The organism is Sphingopyxis sp. Root154, assembly GCF_001427105.1.
Lineage (GTDB): Bacteria > Pseudomonadota > Alphaproteobacteria > Sphingomonadales > Sphingomonadaceae > Sphingopyxis.
The window spans coordinates 895,348-912,803 of the sequence record NZ_LMGI01000001.1 but is presented as its reverse complement, the minus strand read 5'-3'; the positions used below and the strand labels follow the sequence as shown (position 1 = coordinate 912,803).

11 protein-coding genes are annotated in these 17,456 nt (G+C 63.3%); 8 read left to right on the top strand and 3 right to left on the bottom strand.

All coding sequences use genetic code 11. The features are described 5' to 3' along the window. Window positions 1–540: 540 nt before the first annotated feature. Window positions 541–3,399 carry a TonB-dependent receptor gene (locus ASD73_RS04005; protein WP_056368938.1) on the bottom strand — a complete coding sequence of 953 codons (2,859 nt, stop codon included), beginning with the start codon at window positions 3,397–3,399 and terminating at the stop codon, window positions 541–543. Window positions 3,400–3,836: 437 nt separating this feature from the next. Here ASD73_RS04005 and ASD73_RS04000 point away from each other — a divergent pair, with 437 nt between their 5' ends. Further along, window positions 3,837–4,904 carry a glycoside hydrolase family 43 protein gene (locus ASD73_RS04000; RefSeq protein ID WP_056368940.1) on the top strand — a complete coding sequence of 356 codons (1,068 nt, stop codon included), beginning with the start codon at window positions 3,837–3,839 and terminating at the stop codon, window positions 4,902–4,904. A gap of 24 nt (window positions 4,905–4,928) precedes the next feature. On the opposite strand, the gene ASD73_RS03995 is transcribed toward ASD73_RS04000, so the two are convergent. Continuing rightward, complete coding sequence (locus ASD73_RS03995) at window positions 4,929–5,891, bottom strand: Gfo/Idh/MocA family protein (RefSeq protein WP_056370314.1); 963 nt, start codon at window positions 5,889–5,891, stop codon at window positions 4,929–4,931. 88 nt (window positions 5,892–5,979) lie between these two features. Between ASD73_RS03995 and ASD73_RS03990 the strand changes: the two genes are divergently transcribed. The 6 genes from ASD73_RS03990 (at window position 5,980) to ASD73_RS03965 (ending at window position 14,876) form a co-directional block, all read left to right on the top strand. After that, on the top strand, window positions 5,980–7,005 hold the full coding sequence (locus tag ASD73_RS03990) for a glycosyl hydrolase family 43 (protein ID WP_156377279.1): 1,026 nt from the start codon (window positions 5,980–5,982) through the stop codon (window positions 7,003–7,005). Window positions 7,006–7,113: 108 nt separating this feature from the next. Then, window positions 7,114–8,844 carry an IlvD/Edd family dehydratase gene (locus tag ASD73_RS03985; protein ID WP_235534176.1) on the top strand — a complete coding sequence of 577 codons (1,731 nt, stop codon included), beginning with the start codon at window positions 7,114–7,116 and terminating at the stop codon, window positions 8,842–8,844. Next, on the top strand, window positions 8,841–9,701 hold the full coding sequence (locus tag ASD73_RS03980) for an SMP-30/gluconolactonase/LRE family protein (RefSeq protein ID WP_056368944.1): 861 nt from the start codon (window positions 8,841–8,843) through the stop codon (window positions 9,699–9,701). The genes ASD73_RS03985 and ASD73_RS03980 overlap by 4 nt, the downstream gene beginning before the upstream one ends. A 66-nt stretch (window positions 9,702–9,767) precedes the next feature. Further along, on the top strand, window positions 9,768–10,913 hold the full coding sequence (locus ASD73_RS03975; protein WP_056370317.1) for an aldose epimerase family protein: 1,146 nt from the start codon (window positions 9,768–9,770) through the stop codon (window positions 10,911–10,913). Window position 10,914: 1 nt separating this feature from the next. Further along, the gene (locus ASD73_RS03970; protein WP_056368948.1) at window positions 10,915–12,045 is read left to right on the top strand and encodes an endo-1,4-beta-xylanase; all 1,131 of its coding nucleotides are present in this window, start codon (window positions 10,915–10,917) and stop codon (window positions 12,043–12,045) included. 116 nt (window positions 12,046–12,161) lie between these two features. Then, on the top strand, window positions 12,162–14,876 hold the full coding sequence (locus ASD73_RS03965; RefSeq protein WP_235534121.1) for a TonB-dependent receptor: 2,715 nt from the start codon (window positions 12,162–12,164) through the stop codon (window positions 14,874–14,876). A gap of 46 nt (window positions 14,877–14,922) precedes the next feature. Here ASD73_RS03965 and ASD73_RS03960 read toward each other — a convergent pair whose 3' ends face one another. Beyond that, complete coding sequence (locus tag ASD73_RS03960; protein ID WP_056368951.1) at window positions 14,923–15,654, bottom strand: FadR/GntR family transcriptional regulator; 732 nt, start codon at window positions 15,652–15,654, stop codon at window positions 14,923–14,925. Window positions 15,655–15,866: 212 nt separating this feature from the next. Between ASD73_RS03960 and ASD73_RS03955 the strand changes: the two genes are divergently transcribed. Beyond that, window positions 15,867–17,450, top strand: coding sequence for a sodium/sugar symporter (locus ASD73_RS03955; protein WP_056368952.1), 1,584 nt, complete (start codon window positions 15,867–15,869; stop codon window positions 17,448–17,450). The last annotated feature ends 6 nt before the right edge of the window (window positions 17,451–17,456 follow it).

The following is a 17,456-nucleotide window of genomic DNA, read 5'->3' as shown; positions in this document are numbered from 1 at the left end:
CGCGTCCGGCCCCGCGAACGAGCACCACGCGCTGTAAAAATTCGATTATAATATATCTCCTGCCGCAGAAGATGCGGCCAGAAGGTAGAGTCGTCCAATACTGTCGAGAGGATGCTGTGATAGCCTAGCACTATCTATGCAGTTACGTCTCCGGCGCGGCGCAGAGCAACAGTTCCAACCGGCCGATCGGCTGGAAATTGGTCGATACGCGATCATTGGTCGCTCGACATCACATCGGGCCAGAACAAATCTCAGATCAAAACCGTGCCCACGTCCGCTGTCTCAGATTTACTCCTGGAAGCGGACTGTCCCAAACCGGCCAAATTAGCCGGTTCGCAGCGGGCGCCCCCGTTCTGGGTCGCTGAACGGAGGGGTTGAGGATTATATCGATACAGTGGATGAAGGTTTGATGAAGCGCCACGTGCCGTAATGCCGGACGCTTTCGCCTCCTTCGTTCCGCCCATCAGATAGGATGTTGGATCCCAATGGGAAGAGGCGATCGATCTCACGCGAGATCGATCGCCCTCCAAACCCGAACGCCTACATCTTGAAGCTGGCGCGGACGTAATAATAGCGTCCGGGCAGGTCATAGCCCGTCGGATCGAAATTGTTGATGTCGCAGCTGATGCAGCCCGGCGCCTTGACGTTGAACAGATTGTTCACGCCGAGCGCGAAGCCGAAGGCCTCGGGATCGTCCGCCGGGAACCAGCGCAGCTGGAAGTCGGTGTAAAAGCGCGCCTTCAACTTGTTGTCGTCGGCCAGCGGCTCCCTGACGGCTGAAACATAACGGCCTGTCAGCGTTGCACCGATTGATGTGCCGTCCCAGTCGATTATGCCGACCGACTTCCATTTGGGGAAGACCTGGCTGGGGCTGCCCTGTTCGGTCCCCTCGCGGCTGACGACGAGAGGGCCGTCGGCGGTCGGCACGATCACGTCATATTGGGTGAGGAACGTGTTGTTCCAGGTGAAGCCGAACCGGCCGGCGGCGGTTTTCTGCGTCCGGTAGGTCAGGTTCGCGTCGATCCCCTTGGTGCGGATGCCGGCGATATTCTGGAGCAGCCCCTCGACGAAGGTGAGCTGTCCGCCGCCCGCGCGGGTGACGAGCGCGCAGGCGTCGGCATCATTCTGCGCGACACACTGGCCCAGCGTGATCTCGGCATTCACCGCCTGGATCGCCCCCTTGATCTTTATGTCGTAATAATTGGCCTCGATCGACAGGCCGGGGATGAAACCGGGACTGTACACGCCGCCGAAAATCCAGCTCTTCGAACTTTCGGCCGCCAGATCCTCGTTGCCGCCGACGAGCACCGAAATCTGCGGATTGGCTTGGGCATAGCCGGCGGCGGGAACGCCCTGCGCGATGCAATTGGCCCTAACGGTTGTGTTATTGTTCCAGTTCTGGCCCGTGGTCGTGGAGGTCGAGCAGGGATCGTTGATCGGCTGGTCGAAGCGCGACTGGGTGCCGAACAATTCGCCGATCGACGGGGCGCGGAAGCCTTCGGCATAGGAGGCGCGGAGGCGCAGGTCCTCGATCGGCTTCCAGTTGACGCCTCCCTTCAGCGTCGTCGTCGAGCCCGAAGTCGAATAGTCCGACCAGCGCACCGCGCCGGTGAATTCGAGCAGGTCGAAGAAGGGGGTGTTGGACAGCACCGGAGCGCTGAGTTCGGCATAGGCTTCCTTGACATTATAGCTGCCGCGCGTCGGCAGCGCCGGGATGTCCGAACTGAAGCCAGCGGCGACGATCGGGTCGGGATCGAAGCTGCCTTTCAGTTTGCGATATTCGACCCCGACCGCGATGCCGAGCGGCCCGCCGGGCAGGTCGAACAGGCTGCCGGTGACGTTGGCCGAGGCGCTGAAGGTCGACTGGCGGCTGCGGTCGCGCTGGGTGAACATGACATAGTCGAGCATCGGCTGGGTGATCGAACCGGCGCCGCCGAAGATGTTGAACGGCACGCATTCGCCGGTGCAGGCGGCGACGGGGCCGAGCGCCTGGCGCAGGCGATCCGAATTGATGTTGCCGAACATCGTCTGCTTGGCCTTGTTGCGGCCATAGGCGGCGTTGACGTCCCAATACCATTTGCGCCCGCCACCGATGTCGAAGCTGCCGTCGAGCGTCGCGACGCCATAGAGGGTCGTCACGGTCTGGTTGAAGCGGCGCGGACCGCCCTCGACGAAACGGCGATAGACCAGATCGGTGTTGCTTGCGTCGAGCGTCACCCCGAACGGGTTGAAGGGGTTGGTCGCATCGACGGTGATCGCGTCGAGCACCGGGGTCAGCCCCGCGGCGGGACCGAAACCGAAGGGCAGCGGCGCGGCCTGGTTTTTCGATTTACGCTGGTTCCAGATCCCGCGAACCGAGAAATTGATGCTGTCGGAGATTTCCTGCCGCGCGTTGATGAAGGCGCCATAGCGTTCGACCGGAATCTGCAGATAGTTGAACGGACCGAAATTGAAGCGGTCGGCATCGCCAAACGCCTTGAAATCGCTCGCGGGATCGGTCGGATTTCCGGCGTTGTACACCGGGTTGCGGCCGATCACCGGGCCGCGCAGCGTCAGGTCGTTGCCGAAGACGATAAAGCGCCCGAGCGGCACGAAGCCCGAGCAGCCGCCATCGAGACAGGTATCCGAATAGGGCGCCGGAAACCGCGAAATCGCCCGGCTGCCTGCGAGGACGCCGTCCTGCTGGACATAGTTGGCGCCGACGACGATCTGCGTCGGGCCGCGACCGTTGCCCCAGCTGACCTGCGCGCTCTTGGTAAAGCCGTCGCCCTGGCCATAGCCGCCGACCTGCGCGCTGGCGCGGAGGCCCTCCTGGCTCTTCTTGGTGATGATGTTGACGACGCCGGCGATCGCGTCCGACCCGTAAATCGCCGAGGCGCCGTCCTGCAAAACTTCGATGCGCTCGATCGCGCTTTCGGGGATCGAGTTGAGGTCGGTCGATCCGGGCACGCCGCTCGCCGAGGCGCCGTTCACATAGCGGATGCCATCGACGAGCACGAGCACGCGGCGCGATCCCAGATAACGCAGGTCGATTTCCGCCGCGCCCGCGCCGACCCCGCCGCCGTCGGGCGGATTGCCGAGGTTGCCGCTGTTGTTGAACTTGCTGTTTAGACCGCCTCCCGAACTGGGTAGCCGCTGGAGCACGTCGTTGACCGAATTGAGACCGGTCTTCGCGATATCCTCCTGACCGATGAACGCGATTGGGGCTTCCTGATCCAGCGGGTCGCGGCGGATGCGCGAACCGGTGACGACAATGGTTTCCCCCGATGCTTCGGCCGTGCTGTCCTGCGGAAGCGGTTCCGATTGCTGTGCGTTGCAGGGGGCGGCGCCTGCCAGAGCTGCCGCGACGGCGATGCCGGCCGTTCCCGACCGAGCAAATTGCTGGAATTGGGTCATCATCCTCTCCTCCTGTTGTTTTCAGGCATATGTGCGGTCGCCGAAATCCGGCAGCCGCGTCAGCAACGCTCGGGAAAACGGTTAGGATGAACGCCAATCTCCCGCCGGATACGAATCATCCGGCGCTGTGGCGCTACGGCCACAGTCTGGATGGAGCGCGAAAGCTTTACGTGGTGGACGACCGCTCCCGGCCATTTCGGCTGTAGGAGAATGATCATGGGATTGCCGCGTCCGGCTTGGAACACCGGCAGAAAGCTGGGCACCAAACGATTGTCGGCCGTGTGGTGCTCGTCGTCGCCGGCCCTTTGCCGGACTTCCGCGATTCTGGCGCTTGCAACGGCAACCAGGCCGCATCCACTCATACGCGCCCAAGTCGCAGGTTGCCATTTTGATCATACTTATATTATAAATAACGATCAGAGCAAAAGGAGGAGAGGCGCATGCTTTTTTCGGGTTCGGTCACCTGTCTTGCGCGCCGTTTCGTCCGGCGGATCGCATGGGGTGTTGCGGTCTCGGCAATCGGCGGTCTCGCATTGCCTGCGGCGGCTGAGGAGGCGGGCGTCGCCACCTTCGCCAATCCCCTGCTGTCCTCTGGCCCCGATCCGTGGATACTGCAGGTCGGCGGACATTATTATTACACTCATACGCTCGGCGACCGGATCGCGCTGTGGCGGACCGACAATGTGGCGAGGCTGGGCGAGGTCGAGCCGGTGGTTGTCTGGACGCCGCCGAAGGAGGGCGCGAACGCCCATTCGATATGGGCGCCCGAGCTGCACCGCATCGATGGGAAATGGTTCCTCTATTATTCGGCGACCGCCAGCGGTTTCACCGATGACGATCATCGCGCGATCTTTGTTTTGGAAAATGCGGGGCCCGATCCGATGCGCGGAAAGTGGATCGACCGCGGCCGCGTCAATACGGCGCATGCCGGGATCGACGGCACCATCTTCGATCACGGTGGCAAGCGCTATTTCGCTTACTCGCCCTATATCGGGCCCGACAGCGCCATCGCGATTGCCGAGATGGAGGATCCCTGGACGCTGAAGGGGCGCGAGACGGTGATCGCGCGGCCCGACCATGTCTGGGAAAGGCTGGGCGGGCGGCAGATTGTCGAGGGCCCCGAATTCCTGCCGGGGCCAAAGGGCGACCTGTTTCTGACCTATTCGGCCAGTGCCTGCTGGTCCGACGATTATTCGCTGGGGCTGCTCCGCGCGCCGCCGGGCGCCGATCCGCTCGACGCCGCCGCGTGGAGCAAGTCGCCGCAGCCTGTCTTCAAGAGCGCCAACGGCGTCTATGCGACCGGCCACAACGGCTTTTTCCGGTCGCCCGACGGCCGGGAAAGCTGGATTGTCTATCATGCCAACCCGGCCCCCGGCATGGGCTGCACGGCGAAACGGGCCCCGCATATCCAGCGTTTTGGATGGACCGCCGCGGGTTGGCCGGATTTCGGCGAGCCCGTAGCCGTCGGAACGCAATCGCCTGTCCCCGCCGGATCGCGCGCTCGCTGAGCGCCCGTTGACGCCGCGCCGGGGTCAGAAAGCGAAAGGCGGCGCGGCGCGCGCCTCACCAACACGGTAGGCTTGTTCGACGAGTTCGAGCGGCGCGGTGTCGGCTTCGATTTCCGCGGCTTCGACCAGCGCGTGGAAGCGACCGTAGAGGCGAGGATATTCGCAATTTTCGCCGCTATTCGGCGCGGCGCCGGGCAGCTCGACCGTCGCGCCGCCGTCGCGCAGGATCAATCGCCCGGCATCGGTCGCAATTTCGATGTCCCAGCTTGGCGCGCCGCCGAACAGGAAATCGAGATCGGCTTCGATCTTATAGCCTTCGGCGCTGCGCAATGTGCAGGCGGCGGCGATCGCGGCGGACCGGTTGCTTGGAATGTCGAGGGTGGCGGCCTCGACGTCGAAGCGTGCCGGCAGGATGCGGGTCAGGATCGAGAGCGCGTTGATCGCGGGATCGAAGACACCCATGCCCGCGCGCTCGAGGATCCACTCTTGGCCGGGGTGCCATTGGCGGATATTCTCTTTCCATATAATCCGCCCGCCGGTGACGACACGACCCGACAGCCAGTCGCGCGCGCTATCGACCGCGGCGGCTTCGCGCGAGTGCCAGGACGCGAACAGCGTGACGCCTTTCGCCGCCGCGTGGCGCGCAAGCGCGCGCACTTCGTCGGCGGTGACGCCGGGCGGCTTTTCGAGCATCACGTGCAGGCCTGCGTCGATCGCGCGGCGCGCGATATCGGCGCGGCCTTCGGGCGGCGTACACAGCGCCACGGCGTCGAGCTGGACGCCGGCGGCAAGCAGATCGTCGATGTCGCGATAGCCCGGCACGCCATCGACCGAATCGTTGCGGCTCGCGGTCGCGGCCAGCCGGAAACGCGGATCGGCGGCGATCGCGGGCAGGTGCTGATCGCGCGCGATCTTGCCGATGCCGAACAGCGCGAGGCGGATTTCCGTTCCCGCGCTACCCCGTGAAAAATCTTTTCCGTCGTTCATCGCGTCCTCTTTATTTATCATATATATCTGCTTATACGAGATCGAAGCTTATGCAAGGGGTCGACGCAGGCCCAACAGGGGAGAGATCATGTCGCTTCGCAGACTGTCGATGGCTTGCTTTGCGCTCGCCGCGCTCATGGCGCCGGCCCTGGCGCAAGATAACACGCAGCCGTCCGCGGCGCCGGGCACCTATGTCCATCCCGACAAAGCCTATCTGTTCGCGCATATGAAAACGGATCATTACGGCATCCTCTATTATTCGGTCAGCCGCGACGGCCTTTATTGGACCGAGCTCAACGGCGGAAAGCCGGTGTCGAAGGATTATCACGGCCACGCTTCGATCGCACAGGGGGCTGACGGACGCTATTATCTGGTCGGCAACAAGAGCGACGAGGACCCGCTGATCCGCTTCTGGGTGTCGGACGACCTCATCACTTGGGCGCCCTACGGCACCTATCAGCCCGACCTTCAGTCCGCGGTCGGCCTTGCCAATCCGCTGCAGCGCATCGGTGCCCCCAAACTCTATTTCGACAAGCCGTCGAAGCGTTTCCTGCTGAGCTGGCACACGCCCACCATTCCCGGATCGGCGAGCGACCCCGAACGTTATTGGGAAAGCCAGCGCACGCTTTACGTCCTGTCCCCCGACCTCAAAAGCTTTGCCGGGCCGCCTCGGCGCCTGTTCGAATGGGAAATGGCGACGATCGACACGGTCATCCAGCCGAACCCCGAGGGCGGCTATTGCGCGATCCTGAAGGACGAGCGTTACCCCTCCTATGCCTGGACGACGGGCAAGACCGTTCGCATCACCTGCGCCAAGGAATTGACCGGCCCCTATCCGACCCCCGGCCCGGCGCTCAGCCCCAATTTCCGCGAGGCGCCGACGATCATCCGCGCGCCCAACGGCGCCGACTGGCTGCTTTATTACGAGCAATATGCGGGCACCAGCTACGGCGTTTCCAAAGCGCCGCGGCTCGAGGGGCCGTGGTTCCAGATGTCGGGGAACAGCGGTGTGACCGAATGGAATCGATACGCGGTGCCCGCCGGCGCGCGCCACGGGTCGATGATCGAGATCAGCAAGGCGCAGTATGACAAGCTGGTCGCGGCCTTCAAATGACATTGAGCCAAGTCAGGAAATAATGTGACGGACGACAAGCAAGACGGCGGATCGAAGCGGCCGGCACTGAGGTCGCGGTTGTGGTTCGACAATCCCGACAATCCCGACATGACCGCGCTCTATGTCGAGCGCTATCTGAATTACGGCCTGTCGCTCGAAGAGTTGCAGTCGAACCGTCCGATCATCGGGATCGCGCAGACGGGCAGCGATCTTGTGCCGTGCAATCGCCACCACATCATTCTCGCCGATCGGGTGAAGCAGGGGATCCGCGACGCGGGCGGCATCCCGATCGAATTTCCGGTGCACCCCATTCAGGAAACGGGCAAGCGCCCGACGGCGGGGCTCGACCGCAACCTCGCCTATCTCGGTCTCGTCGAGACGCTCTATGGCTATCCGCTCGATGGGGTCGTGCTGACCATCGGCTGCGACAAGACGACCCCGGCATGCCTGATGGCCGCGGCGACGGTGAACATTCCGGCGGCCGCACTGTCGGTGGGGCCGATGATCAACGGCTGGTACAAGGGGCAGCGCACCGGGTCGGGCACGATCGTGTGGAAAGCGCGCGAGATGCTCGCGGCGGGCGAAATCGACTATAAGGGCTTTGTCGAACTCGTCGCCTCCTCGGCGCCGTCGACCGGCTATTGCAATACGATGGGCACCGCGACGACGATGAACAGCCTGGCCGAAGCGCTCGGCATGGCGTTGCCGGGCTCGGCGGCGATCCCCGCGCCGTATCGCGACCGCCAGGAATGCGCGTGGCAGACCGGTCGTACGATCGTCGAGATGGTCCACGCCGATCGTAAGCCCTCCGACATCTTGACCCGCGCCGCGTTTCTCAATGCGATCAAGGTCAACGCCGCGCTCGGTGGCTCGACGAATGCGCCGATCCATCTCAACGCGATCGCGCGGCATATCGGGGTCGAGCTGACGATGGACGACTGGCAGCGCGAAGGCGAGGATGTTCCCCTGCTCGTCAACCTGCAGCCCGCGGGCGAATATCTGGGCGAGGATTTTTATCGCGCCGGCGGCGTCCCGGCGGTGATCGGTGAGTTGCTACGTCAGGGGTTGCTCGACGGGACTGTACTGACCGCCAACGGCCGCACGCTCGCCGAAAATTGCGGCGAAGCCGTGACGCAGGACGCGGCGGTGATCCGGCCCTTTGCGTCGCCGCTTCGCGAGGATGCGGGGTTGATGGTGCTCAGCGGCAATCTGTTCGATTCGGCGGTGATGAAGGCGAGCGTGATCTCCGACGCCTTCCGCGCCCGCTATCTGTCGGACCCCGACCGGCCGAACGTCTTCGAAGGCCGTGCGATCGTCTTTGACGGCCCCGAAGATTATCATGCGCGCATCGACGATCCCGCACTCGGCATCGACGAGGATTGCATTCTTGTCATCCGCGGTGCGGGACCGATCGGCTATCCCGGCGGCGCCGAAGTCGTGAACATGCAGCCCCCCGTCGCGCTCATCAAGCGCGGGATCCATACCTTGCCCTGCATCGGCGACGGGCGGCAGTCGGGCACGTCGGGTAGCCCGTCGATCCTGAACGCATCGCCCGAGGCCGCCGCCGGCGGCGGCCTCGGGCTGCTGGCGACGGGCGACATCATTCGCGTCGATCTGGTCCGCCGGACCGCCGACATGCTGGTCGACGACGCCGAGCTTGCGGTACGGCGCGCCCGGCTTGAGCAAGCGGGCGGCTATGCCTATCCAGCTTCGCAGACCCCTTGGCAGGAAATTCAGCGCCAATTGGTCGGTCAGTTCGCTACCGGCGCCGCGCTGGAGGACGCGACCAGATTTCAGCGCCTAGCCCAAAATGCCGGCCTGCCGAGGGACAGCCATTGAGCGCTTTCGCAATTGTCGAGCGCGATACGCGCGACCGGCTGGGCGAGGGGCCTTTGTGGTCGCCGCGCGACAATGCGCTCTATTGGGTCGACATCCTTGGCTGCGGGCTCAATCGGTTCGACCTCGCGGGCGGGGATGTGGCCCGCTGGACGCACGCCGAGCCGATCGGCTGGGTGATCGAACGCGCGCCGGGCGACGGTTTTATCGCGGGGCTGCAAAGCGGTTTCGCCGAGCTACGGCTCGATCCTTTCTCAGTAACTCCGTTCCATGATCCCGAGCCCGGCCTGCCCGCGAACCGGATGAACGACGCCAAGGCCGACGACGCGGGGCGCATCTGGGCGGGGACGATGCCGTTCGATTGCGAAGGCGCGAGTGGAAGCCTCTATCGGCTCGATCCCGATCGCCGCGTCACGCGGGTCGATACTGGCTATACGATCGCGAACGGTCCCGCGCTGATGCCCGGGGGCGAGCATCTGTTCCACACCGACAGCAAGCTGGGACACGTCTATCGCTACCGCATCGCCGACGACGGCAGTCTGCACGATCGCAGCATTTTTCTCGATTTTTCGGATAGCGACGGCACCCCCGACGGCATGACCTTCGATGCCGAAGGCGGGCTGTGGATCGCGCTCTGGGGCGCCGGCCGCATCGAACGCTATGCGCCCGACGCCAGCCTCGACCGCAGCATCCCGCTGCCCGCGGCACAACTCACCAGCTGCGCCTTCGCGGGCGCCGATTTGGACCGCCTGTTCGTCACCTCTGCCGCCGAAGACGACACCGCGTCGCCGCACGCCGGTGCCTTGTTCGAGGTCGATGCCGGCGTCCGGGGATTCGCTCCACGCCAATTCGCAAGTTAATTATCATATTAAACGGCTTTACTCGCAAAAAGGTGCGTGATAGACCATGAAAAGGGAGAGATCATCATGAAGGCGAAGCTTGCGGCATCGCTCGCAATCGGGGCGGCCGGCTGGGCGCTGGCCCTTGCCCCCGCGGGCGCGGCGGAAATCCAGCGCAAGCCTTTTGGGGCGCTGCCCGACGGACGGCAGGTCGAGGCGGTGACGCTAACCAATGCCCAGGGCGTCTCGGCGACGATCATCAACTGGGGCGCCGCGATCCAGTCGCTGATGATGCCCGACAAGCAGGGCAAGGTCGCCGACGTCCAGCTCGGTTACCCCACGCTCGACGGCTATCTGACCAAATCCGAATATTTCGGCGCGACGGTCGGACGCTTTGCCAACCGCATCGCGAAGGGCAAGTTCAGTCTCGACGGCAAACATTATCAGACGCCGGTCAACAACATCGGCAATTCGCTCCATGGCGGCACCGCCGGTTTCGACAAGGTGCTGTGGGAGGTTGTCGAGGTAAAGCAGGGCGACACCGCGTCGGTGACGCTGCGCTATGTCAGCCCCGACGGCGATCAAGGCTATCCGGGCAAGCTCACCGTGCTGGCGACCTATTCGCTCAACGAGCAGAATGAGCTCGGCATCGAATATCGCGCGACGACCGACAAGCCGACGATCGTCAACATCACCAATCACGGCTATTGGAATCTCGCCGGCGAGGGATCGGGGCAGGGGGCGTTGGGGCATGTCCTGACCATTCCCGCAGCAGCTTATACCCCGGTCGACGAAACGCTGATCCCGACCGGCGCGTTCCAGCCCGTCGCGGGCACGGTGTTCGATTTCAACACGCCGCACGCGGTTGGCGAGCGGGTGCGTGACGCGAGCGATCCGCAAATCGTGACCGGCAAGGGCTATGATCATAATTTCGTCGTCGCAAAGACCGTGTCGAAGGCGCTGCGCCAGCTCGCACGGGTCAAGGAACCCATTTCGGGCCGCGGCTTCGAACTGTGGTCGAACCAGCCCGGGGTGCAATTTTATTCGGGCAATTTCCTCGACGGCACTGTCGTCGGTAAGGCGGGCAAGCTCTATCGCCAGGGCGATGCGATCGTGCTCGAGCCGCAGATTTTTCCGGACACGCCGAACCAGCCTGCGCTCGGTTCGGCCCGGCTGGCCCCGGGTCAGACCTATATGAACAAGATGGTTTACCGTCTCTTTTTCGGAGAGTGAGATGCTTCGTACGCTGATGGCGCTGGTCTGCGCCGCGCTGTTCCTGATATCGCCCGCGCATGCCGCCGAACGCTGGACCAAGGCGCAGGCGCACAGCTGGTACGAGGCGCAGCCGTGGCTCGTCGGGGCCAATTACAACCCGGCGACCGCGATCAACCAGTTCGAAATGTGGCAGGCGGAAACCTTCGATCCCGCAACGATCGACAAGGAACTCGGCTGGGCGTCGGCGATGGGCATGAACACCATGCGCGTCTACCTGCACAATCTGCTCTGGGAAAATGATCCCGAAGGGCTGAAGCAGCGGATGGACCAGTTCCTCGCCATCGCGGCGAAGCACAAGATCAAGCCGATGTTCGTGCTGTTCGACAGCTGTTGGGACCCGAACCCCGTTGCGGGCCCGCAGCACCCGCCGATCCCCGGCGTTCACAACAGCGGCTGGATGCAGGCGCCGGGCGCCGTGCGGCTTGCCGACAAGTCGCAGCACGGCAAGCTCGAAGCCTATGTGAAGGACGTCGTCGGCCGTTTCGCGAACGACGATCGCGTCCTCGCCTGGGACGTCTGGAACGAGCCGAACAATGAGGGCGGCGGCAATTACAAACCGACGCCGAACAAGAAGGCGATGGTTGCCGGCCTGCTGGGTCAGGTCTTCGACTGGGCGCGCAGTGCAAAGCCGAAACAGCCGCTGACCAGCGGGCTGTGGATCGGCGACGAATGGTCGGACGTGAATAAGCTTGATGCGGTCGAGAAGATTCAGGTCGCGCAGTCGGACGTCATTTCCTTCCACGACTATAACTGGCCCGAGACGTTTGAACGTCGCGTCAAGCAACTCCAGGTCTATGGCCGGCCGCTGCTGTGCACCGAATATATGGCGCGCGGCAATGGATCGACCTTCGACGGCTCGCTGCCGCTGGGCAAGAAATATGGCGTCGCGATGATCAACTGGGGCTTCGTCGACGGCAAGTCGCAGACGCGGCTGCCATGGGACAGCTGGAAAAAACCCTACACCGGCGACGAGCCGCCGATCTGGTTCCACGAAGTTCTGCGCAGCGACGGCACGCCCTATCGCCAGGCGGAAGTCGACCTGATCAAGCGCCTGACCGCCGCGCCGAAGGGCGTCGTGCCGGTGAAGTAGCGCCTTTCCAATCTCTCAAATTTTTTGTGCCTGAATAATTTGTATTACAAATAAGATATTTAAAATCAACAAGATCGGGTGAAACACCACCTGGCAGCTCTATGGGGAGACGACCGATGAAGACGAGATTGTTCATGTTTACGAGTGCGTCGATGGCGGCCCTGCTCGCATCGGCGTCCGCCGCGGCGCAGACGTCGGACGAGCAAGTGGAAACCGGCAGCGTGGCCAGCGAAGGCACCGCGGCGACCGATCGCGAAATCGTCGTGACCGGCCAGCGCGCCAGCCTGCAGGCCGCCCGCAACATCAAGCGCAATTCGGACCAGGTGGTCGAGGTTATCGTCGCCGACGACATCGGAAAATTTCCCGACTCCACCGTGGCGGCCGCGTTGCAACGCGTTCCCGGCATCCAGACCGTCAACGGCTTTAACAACGAGGTCGTCAGCCCGCTTGTGCGCGGCATCGGCGATATTTTGACGACCCTCGACGGGCGCGAGATCTTCACCGGCGTCGGACGCGGCTTTGCCTTTCAGGATCTTCCCGCCGAAGCGCTGGCGGGGGCCGAAGTCTATAAATCCAACTCCGCCAATCTGCTCGAAGGCGGGGTTGCCGGGGTGATCAACCTCAAGCTGCAAAAGCCGTTCAATTTCAAGGAAGGCGTCAGCGTCGCGCTCAACGCGCGCGGCAGCTATGGCAAGGAAGTCGACAAGTTCAGCTATACGCTGGGTGGGCTCATCAGCGGCCGCTGGAACGTCGGCGACGGCGAATTTGGCGCGCTCCTCAACATTTCCTATTCGGATCAGAATTTCAACCGGCCGATCTCGTTCAACTGCGATCCGCGCTCGGGCTCCAACGGCCCTCCGGGTGCGGCGGGGATCGTGCTGCCGACCTGCGTCGGCGGGCTTACCGACACCGGCGGCTATCGTCGCCCGCAGGCGAACCTCGCACTCCAGTGGAAGCCGACCCCCGAACTCGAGCTCTACGTCGACGGCCTTTACAGCGGCTATCGCTCGCGCTTCGCCACCAACTTCATCTTCTCCGACATCTTTGCGGCGCAAAGCATCACCAATGCGGTGGCGGGCAGCGAATGTTTTACGGCGCAGGTCGACGGCGGCGGCTTTCCGACAAGCAACGGCGGGACCACCCAGAATCTGTGTCTTGGCGAAAGCGCGACCTTCAACAATGTCCCCGGCCTCACCAGCACGCAGGCAAAGCGCGACAAGACCGACCAGTGGCTGATCGCGGGCGGCATGCGGTACGACAATGACCGCATCCATTTCGAGACCGATCTTTCCTATTTCGACACGACGTTCAAGGCGCGCAACATCATCGTCGACATCGGCAAGACGATCCCGTCGGTGAATGTCATCATCAACGACAATGGGCATGGCACGACCGTGATGACGGGCGATCCGCTCAGCGATGCCAATGATTTCCGTTTCGCGAACAGCCTGTTCCAGGACATCAACACCTCGAAAAGTTCGCTGAAGGCGTGGCGGACCGACTTCAGCTATGACGTCGAAAGCTTCATCGACCAGATCCAGCTCGGCTTCCGCTATGCCGACCGCAAGGCATCGTTCGAGGGCTTTGCCGGCGGACCCGCCGCGCCCGGCGGCAACCGCGTCACGCTGGTCAATTCGGTCGGCTTGCCGTCGGATTTCCTGATCCTGTCGCCGGCGTCGATCCCGTTCATCAACAATGGTGCGAACTGGTACACCCCCGATCCCGATTTCCTGCGCGAAAACACGGATCTGCTGCGCCAGCTCTATGGCGCGCCCGCGGGCGACCCCGCGCCCGACCCTTCGCGCAGCTACCGCGCGAATGAAAAGACGATGTCGGGCTATGCGCAGATCAAATATGCCGCCGACCTTGGCGGCGACGCGCTGATCGACGGCCTCGTCGGGGTGCGCTGGGTAACCAACGACCGCGATCTGCAAGGCACGGGCCGGGTCAGCGGTGTGCTGACTCCCGTACGGCGGTCGACCAGCGAAACCGACTTCCTGCCGAACGCAAGCATCCGGCTGAAGCTTTCGCCCGAGCTGCAGCTCCGCGCCAGCTATGCGCGCACGCTGTCGCGTCCGACGTTCGGCGACCTCAATCCGGGCCTCTTTTACGAGGTGCCGAACAACGCCAACATCCGCCCCAACGGCAGCGGCGGCAACCCCGACCTCAGGTCGCAGAAATCGGACGCGTGGGATGCCACCGCCGAATATTATTTCGGCCCGTCGAGCTATGTGTCGGCCGCCGTCTATTATCGCGAGATCAAGGACCGCGTCGCGATCGGGGTCGAGCCCGAGGTCATCGACGGCATCACCTATAATATCTCGCGTCCGCGCAATCTGGGCGGCGCGCAGCTGAAGGGTGTCGAGGTCAGCGGGCAGGTCTTCTTCGATTTCCTGCCCGAAGGGCTCGACGGCCTCGGCATGTTCGGGAACTTCACGATCGCCGACAGCAAGATCAAGACCCCGACCGATCCGCTCGTCGGCGAACCGCTGCTCGGCGTGTCGAAATACAGCTATAATATCGGCGGCCTGTACGAGAAATACGGCATCACCGCGCGCGTCGTCTACACATGGCGCGGCAAGTTCAATGAGGGCCTGTTCGGCGGCGGCTTGCTGGTGCCGGGCGACGGCGCGAAGTTCAACCGCGTGAAGGCGAACGGCCGGCTCGATTTCTCGGTGAGCTATGACATCAACGAGCATCTGGCGCTCAGCGTCGATGGCGTGAACGTGTTGCGGAGTAAGTATCACAGCTATTTCCACACGCCGGGCTTCCCGCACGACATCCGGGTCGACGACAGCTTCTATGGGGCGAGCCTGCGCGCGCGCTTCTGAGCCGACAGGCAAGGCGTCGCGATCATCGCGGCGCCTTGCCTCACCCTCAGCTCTCGGCGGGGCTTTCGCTCGTTTCGATGAGGTCGAGGACGTCGCCGATGATTTTCTTCATCGCCTTGCGCGCGCGGTCGGGATTGCGGCGCGCGATCGCCTCGCTGACCGCCGCATGGTCGGCGACACTCGCCGAACGGCCCTTGATGCGATTGGTGAAGCGGATCGAACTGCGCAGCGCGGTGGTCACGACGTCGCGGAACTGGACGAAAAAGGGGTTGCCCGACGCGCGCAGGATGGCGACGTGAAAGGCGATGTCGGCGTCGAGCGTATCGTCGAGTCCGCGCTCCGCCGCTTCCATCCGCCGGAGTCCCGCGAGGATCGGCTCGAGCTCGGCATCGCTCGCATTGGCGGCGGCGAGCGCCGCAGCCTCGGGCTCGATCGCAACGCGCAACTGGTTGAAGTGGCGCAGCAGGTCGACCGAGAATTTGCGCTCGAGAAGCCAGCGCAGCACGTCGGTGTCGAACAGGTTCCACGTGGTGGACGGCTGGACGATCGTGCCCTGTCGCGGGCGCGCGCTGAGCAGCCCCTTGGCGGTCAGCATCTTCACCGCCTCGCGCGTCACCTGCCGGCTGACGCCATGCTGCTTCGCCAATTCGGCCTCGGTCGGAAAGGGCTGGTCTTCATAAGCGCCGATGACGATCGCGCGGCCCAGCGAATCGAGGAGGCCATAGGTCAGGTTGCGTCCCAATCGGGTTCGCAGTTCCGCCGGATCACCTGGTTGCACGCTATTCCCTCTCTTGTCCGCTGTGCCAGATCAGGCACTTTACGGCATCCTGCCGCGCGCGGGTCCCTCGCGCTTCGTATCGCCCGCAGCTAGGCTCTAGACAAGTGGCATAGATCATATAAATATAAAGTCCTATAAATCGTATAAATAGACGATCGCGCGTTTTTCGGCGCGGCGTTTTGCGGGACACCGCTGGAAAGGGGATACCGAAGATGACGCTGACGACTCTCGATGTGGCGGTGATCGTCGCTTATGCGATCGGGATTTTCGGGTTGGCGCAGTGGGTCAGCCGCGAAAAGGGCGGCAAGGCCAAGGACAGCGCCGACTATTTCCTCGCGTCGAAGAATCTGCCCTGGTGGGCGATCGGCGCATCGCTGATCGCCGCCAATATTTCTGCCGAGCAGATCGTCGGCATGTCGGGATCGGGCTATGCGATCGGTCTCGCGATCGCGTCCTACGAATGGATGGCGGCGCTCACGCTGCTGATCGTCGGCAAATATTTCCTGCCGATTTTCATCCGCAACGAGATCTTCACGATGCCGCAGTTCCTCGAACAGCGCTACGGCACCAACATCCGCACGCTGATGGCGATCTTCTGGCTCGCGCTCTACATCTTCGTAAACCTCACATCGATCGTGTGGCTGGGATCGATCGCGGTCAATAAGGTGGCGGGCGTCGATCAGGACGTCGCGCTGTTCGCGCTCGGCGGCTTCGCGCTTCTCTATCAGCTTTACGGCGGGCTGAAAGCGGTCGCGCTCACCGACATCGTCCAGGTCACTTTGCTCGTTCTCGGCGGTTTGCTCATCTCGGGCATCACGCTCAGCGAAATCGGCGGCGACGCGGGCATCATCGGCGGATTCAGCCGCCTGACCAGCGAGTTGCCCGGGCATTTCGACATGATCCTGACGTCCGACAACCCCTTCTACAAGGATCTGCCCGGCATCTCGGTGCTGATCGGCGGCATGTGGATCGCGAACCTCTCCTATTGGGGGTTCAACCAATATATCATCCAGCGTGCGCTCGCGGCGAAGAGCCTGGCAGAGGCGCAAAAGGGCATCGTGTTCGCCGCTTTTCTGAAGCTGCTGATGCCGGTGATCGTCGTGCTGCCGGGGATCGCCGCGGTGATGCTTGCGCCCGACCTCGCGAAACCCGACGAGGCTTATCCGACGATGATGCGGCTGCTGCCCGCGGGCATATTGGGTCTCGTCTTCGCAGCGTTGATGGCCGCAGTGGTGGCGTCGACCGCCTCGAAGATCAATTCGATCGCGACGATCTTCACGCTCGATCTCTATGCCAAATTCTCGCCTGTGCATGCCGGGGAAAAGACCGAGGCGAGCGAGAAGAAGCTGGTGCTCGTCGGGCGCATGGTTGCCGTCGTCGCGACGCTGCTCGCGCTGATCACGGCGCGCCCCTTGCTCGGCGGTTCGGATCAGGCGTTCCAGTTTATCCAGGAATTTTCGGGCTTCTTCACCCCCGGTATCACGGTGATCTTCCTGCTCGGCCTGTTCTGGAAGCGGGCGAGCGAGGCTGGTGCGATCGCCGCGGCGGTGGCGTCGGTCGGTTTCTCCTATCTGTTCAAGGTGCTCGCGCCTTCGATCCCGTTCATGGATCGCATGGGGATTGTGTTCCTGATCGCGCTCGCGCTGGCGATCGGCCTGTCGCTGCTGATGCCCGCCACCGCCGACAAGGACCGCATCACCGCCGAAGGCGTCAGTTTCCGCACCACGACCGGCTTCAACGTGGCGAGCGGCGCCGTGATCGCGATCCTGATCGCGCTCTATGCGACCTGGTGGTAGGTCGGA

Coding starts and splice junctions, on each gene's coding strand:
- ASD73_RS04005 (WP_056368938.1), bottom strand. CDS start 3,399: ATGATGACCCAATTCCAGCAATTTGCTCGGTCGGGAACGGCCGGCATC.
- ASD73_RS04000 (WP_056368940.1), top strand. CDS start 3,837: ATGCTTTTTTCGGGTTCGGTCACCTGTCTTGCGCGCCGTTTCGTCCGG.
- ASD73_RS03995 (WP_056370314.1), bottom strand. CDS start 5,891: ATGAACGACGGAAAAGATTTTTCACGGGGTAGCGCGGGAACGGAAATC.
- ASD73_RS03990 (WP_156377279.1), top strand. CDS start 5,980: ATGTCGCTTCGCAGACTGTCGATGGCTTGCTTTGCGCTCGCCGCGCTC.
- ASD73_RS03985 (WP_235534176.1), top strand. CDS start 7,114: ATGACCGCGCTCTATGTCGAGCGCTATCTGAATTACGGCCTGTCGCTC.
- ASD73_RS03975 (WP_056370317.1), top strand. CDS start 9,768: ATGAAGGCGAAGCTTGCGGCATCGCTCGCAATCGGGGCGGCCGGCTGG.
- ASD73_RS03970 (WP_056368948.1), top strand. CDS start 10,915: ATGCTTCGTACGCTGATGGCGCTGGTCTGCGCCGCGCTGTTCCTGATA.
- ASD73_RS03965 (WP_235534121.1), top strand. CDS start 12,162: ATGAAGACGAGATTGTTCATGTTTACGAGTGCGTCGATGGCGGCCCTG.
- ASD73_RS03955 (WP_056368952.1), top strand. CDS start 15,867: ATGACGCTGACGACTCTCGATGTGGCGGTGATCGTCGCTTATGCGATC.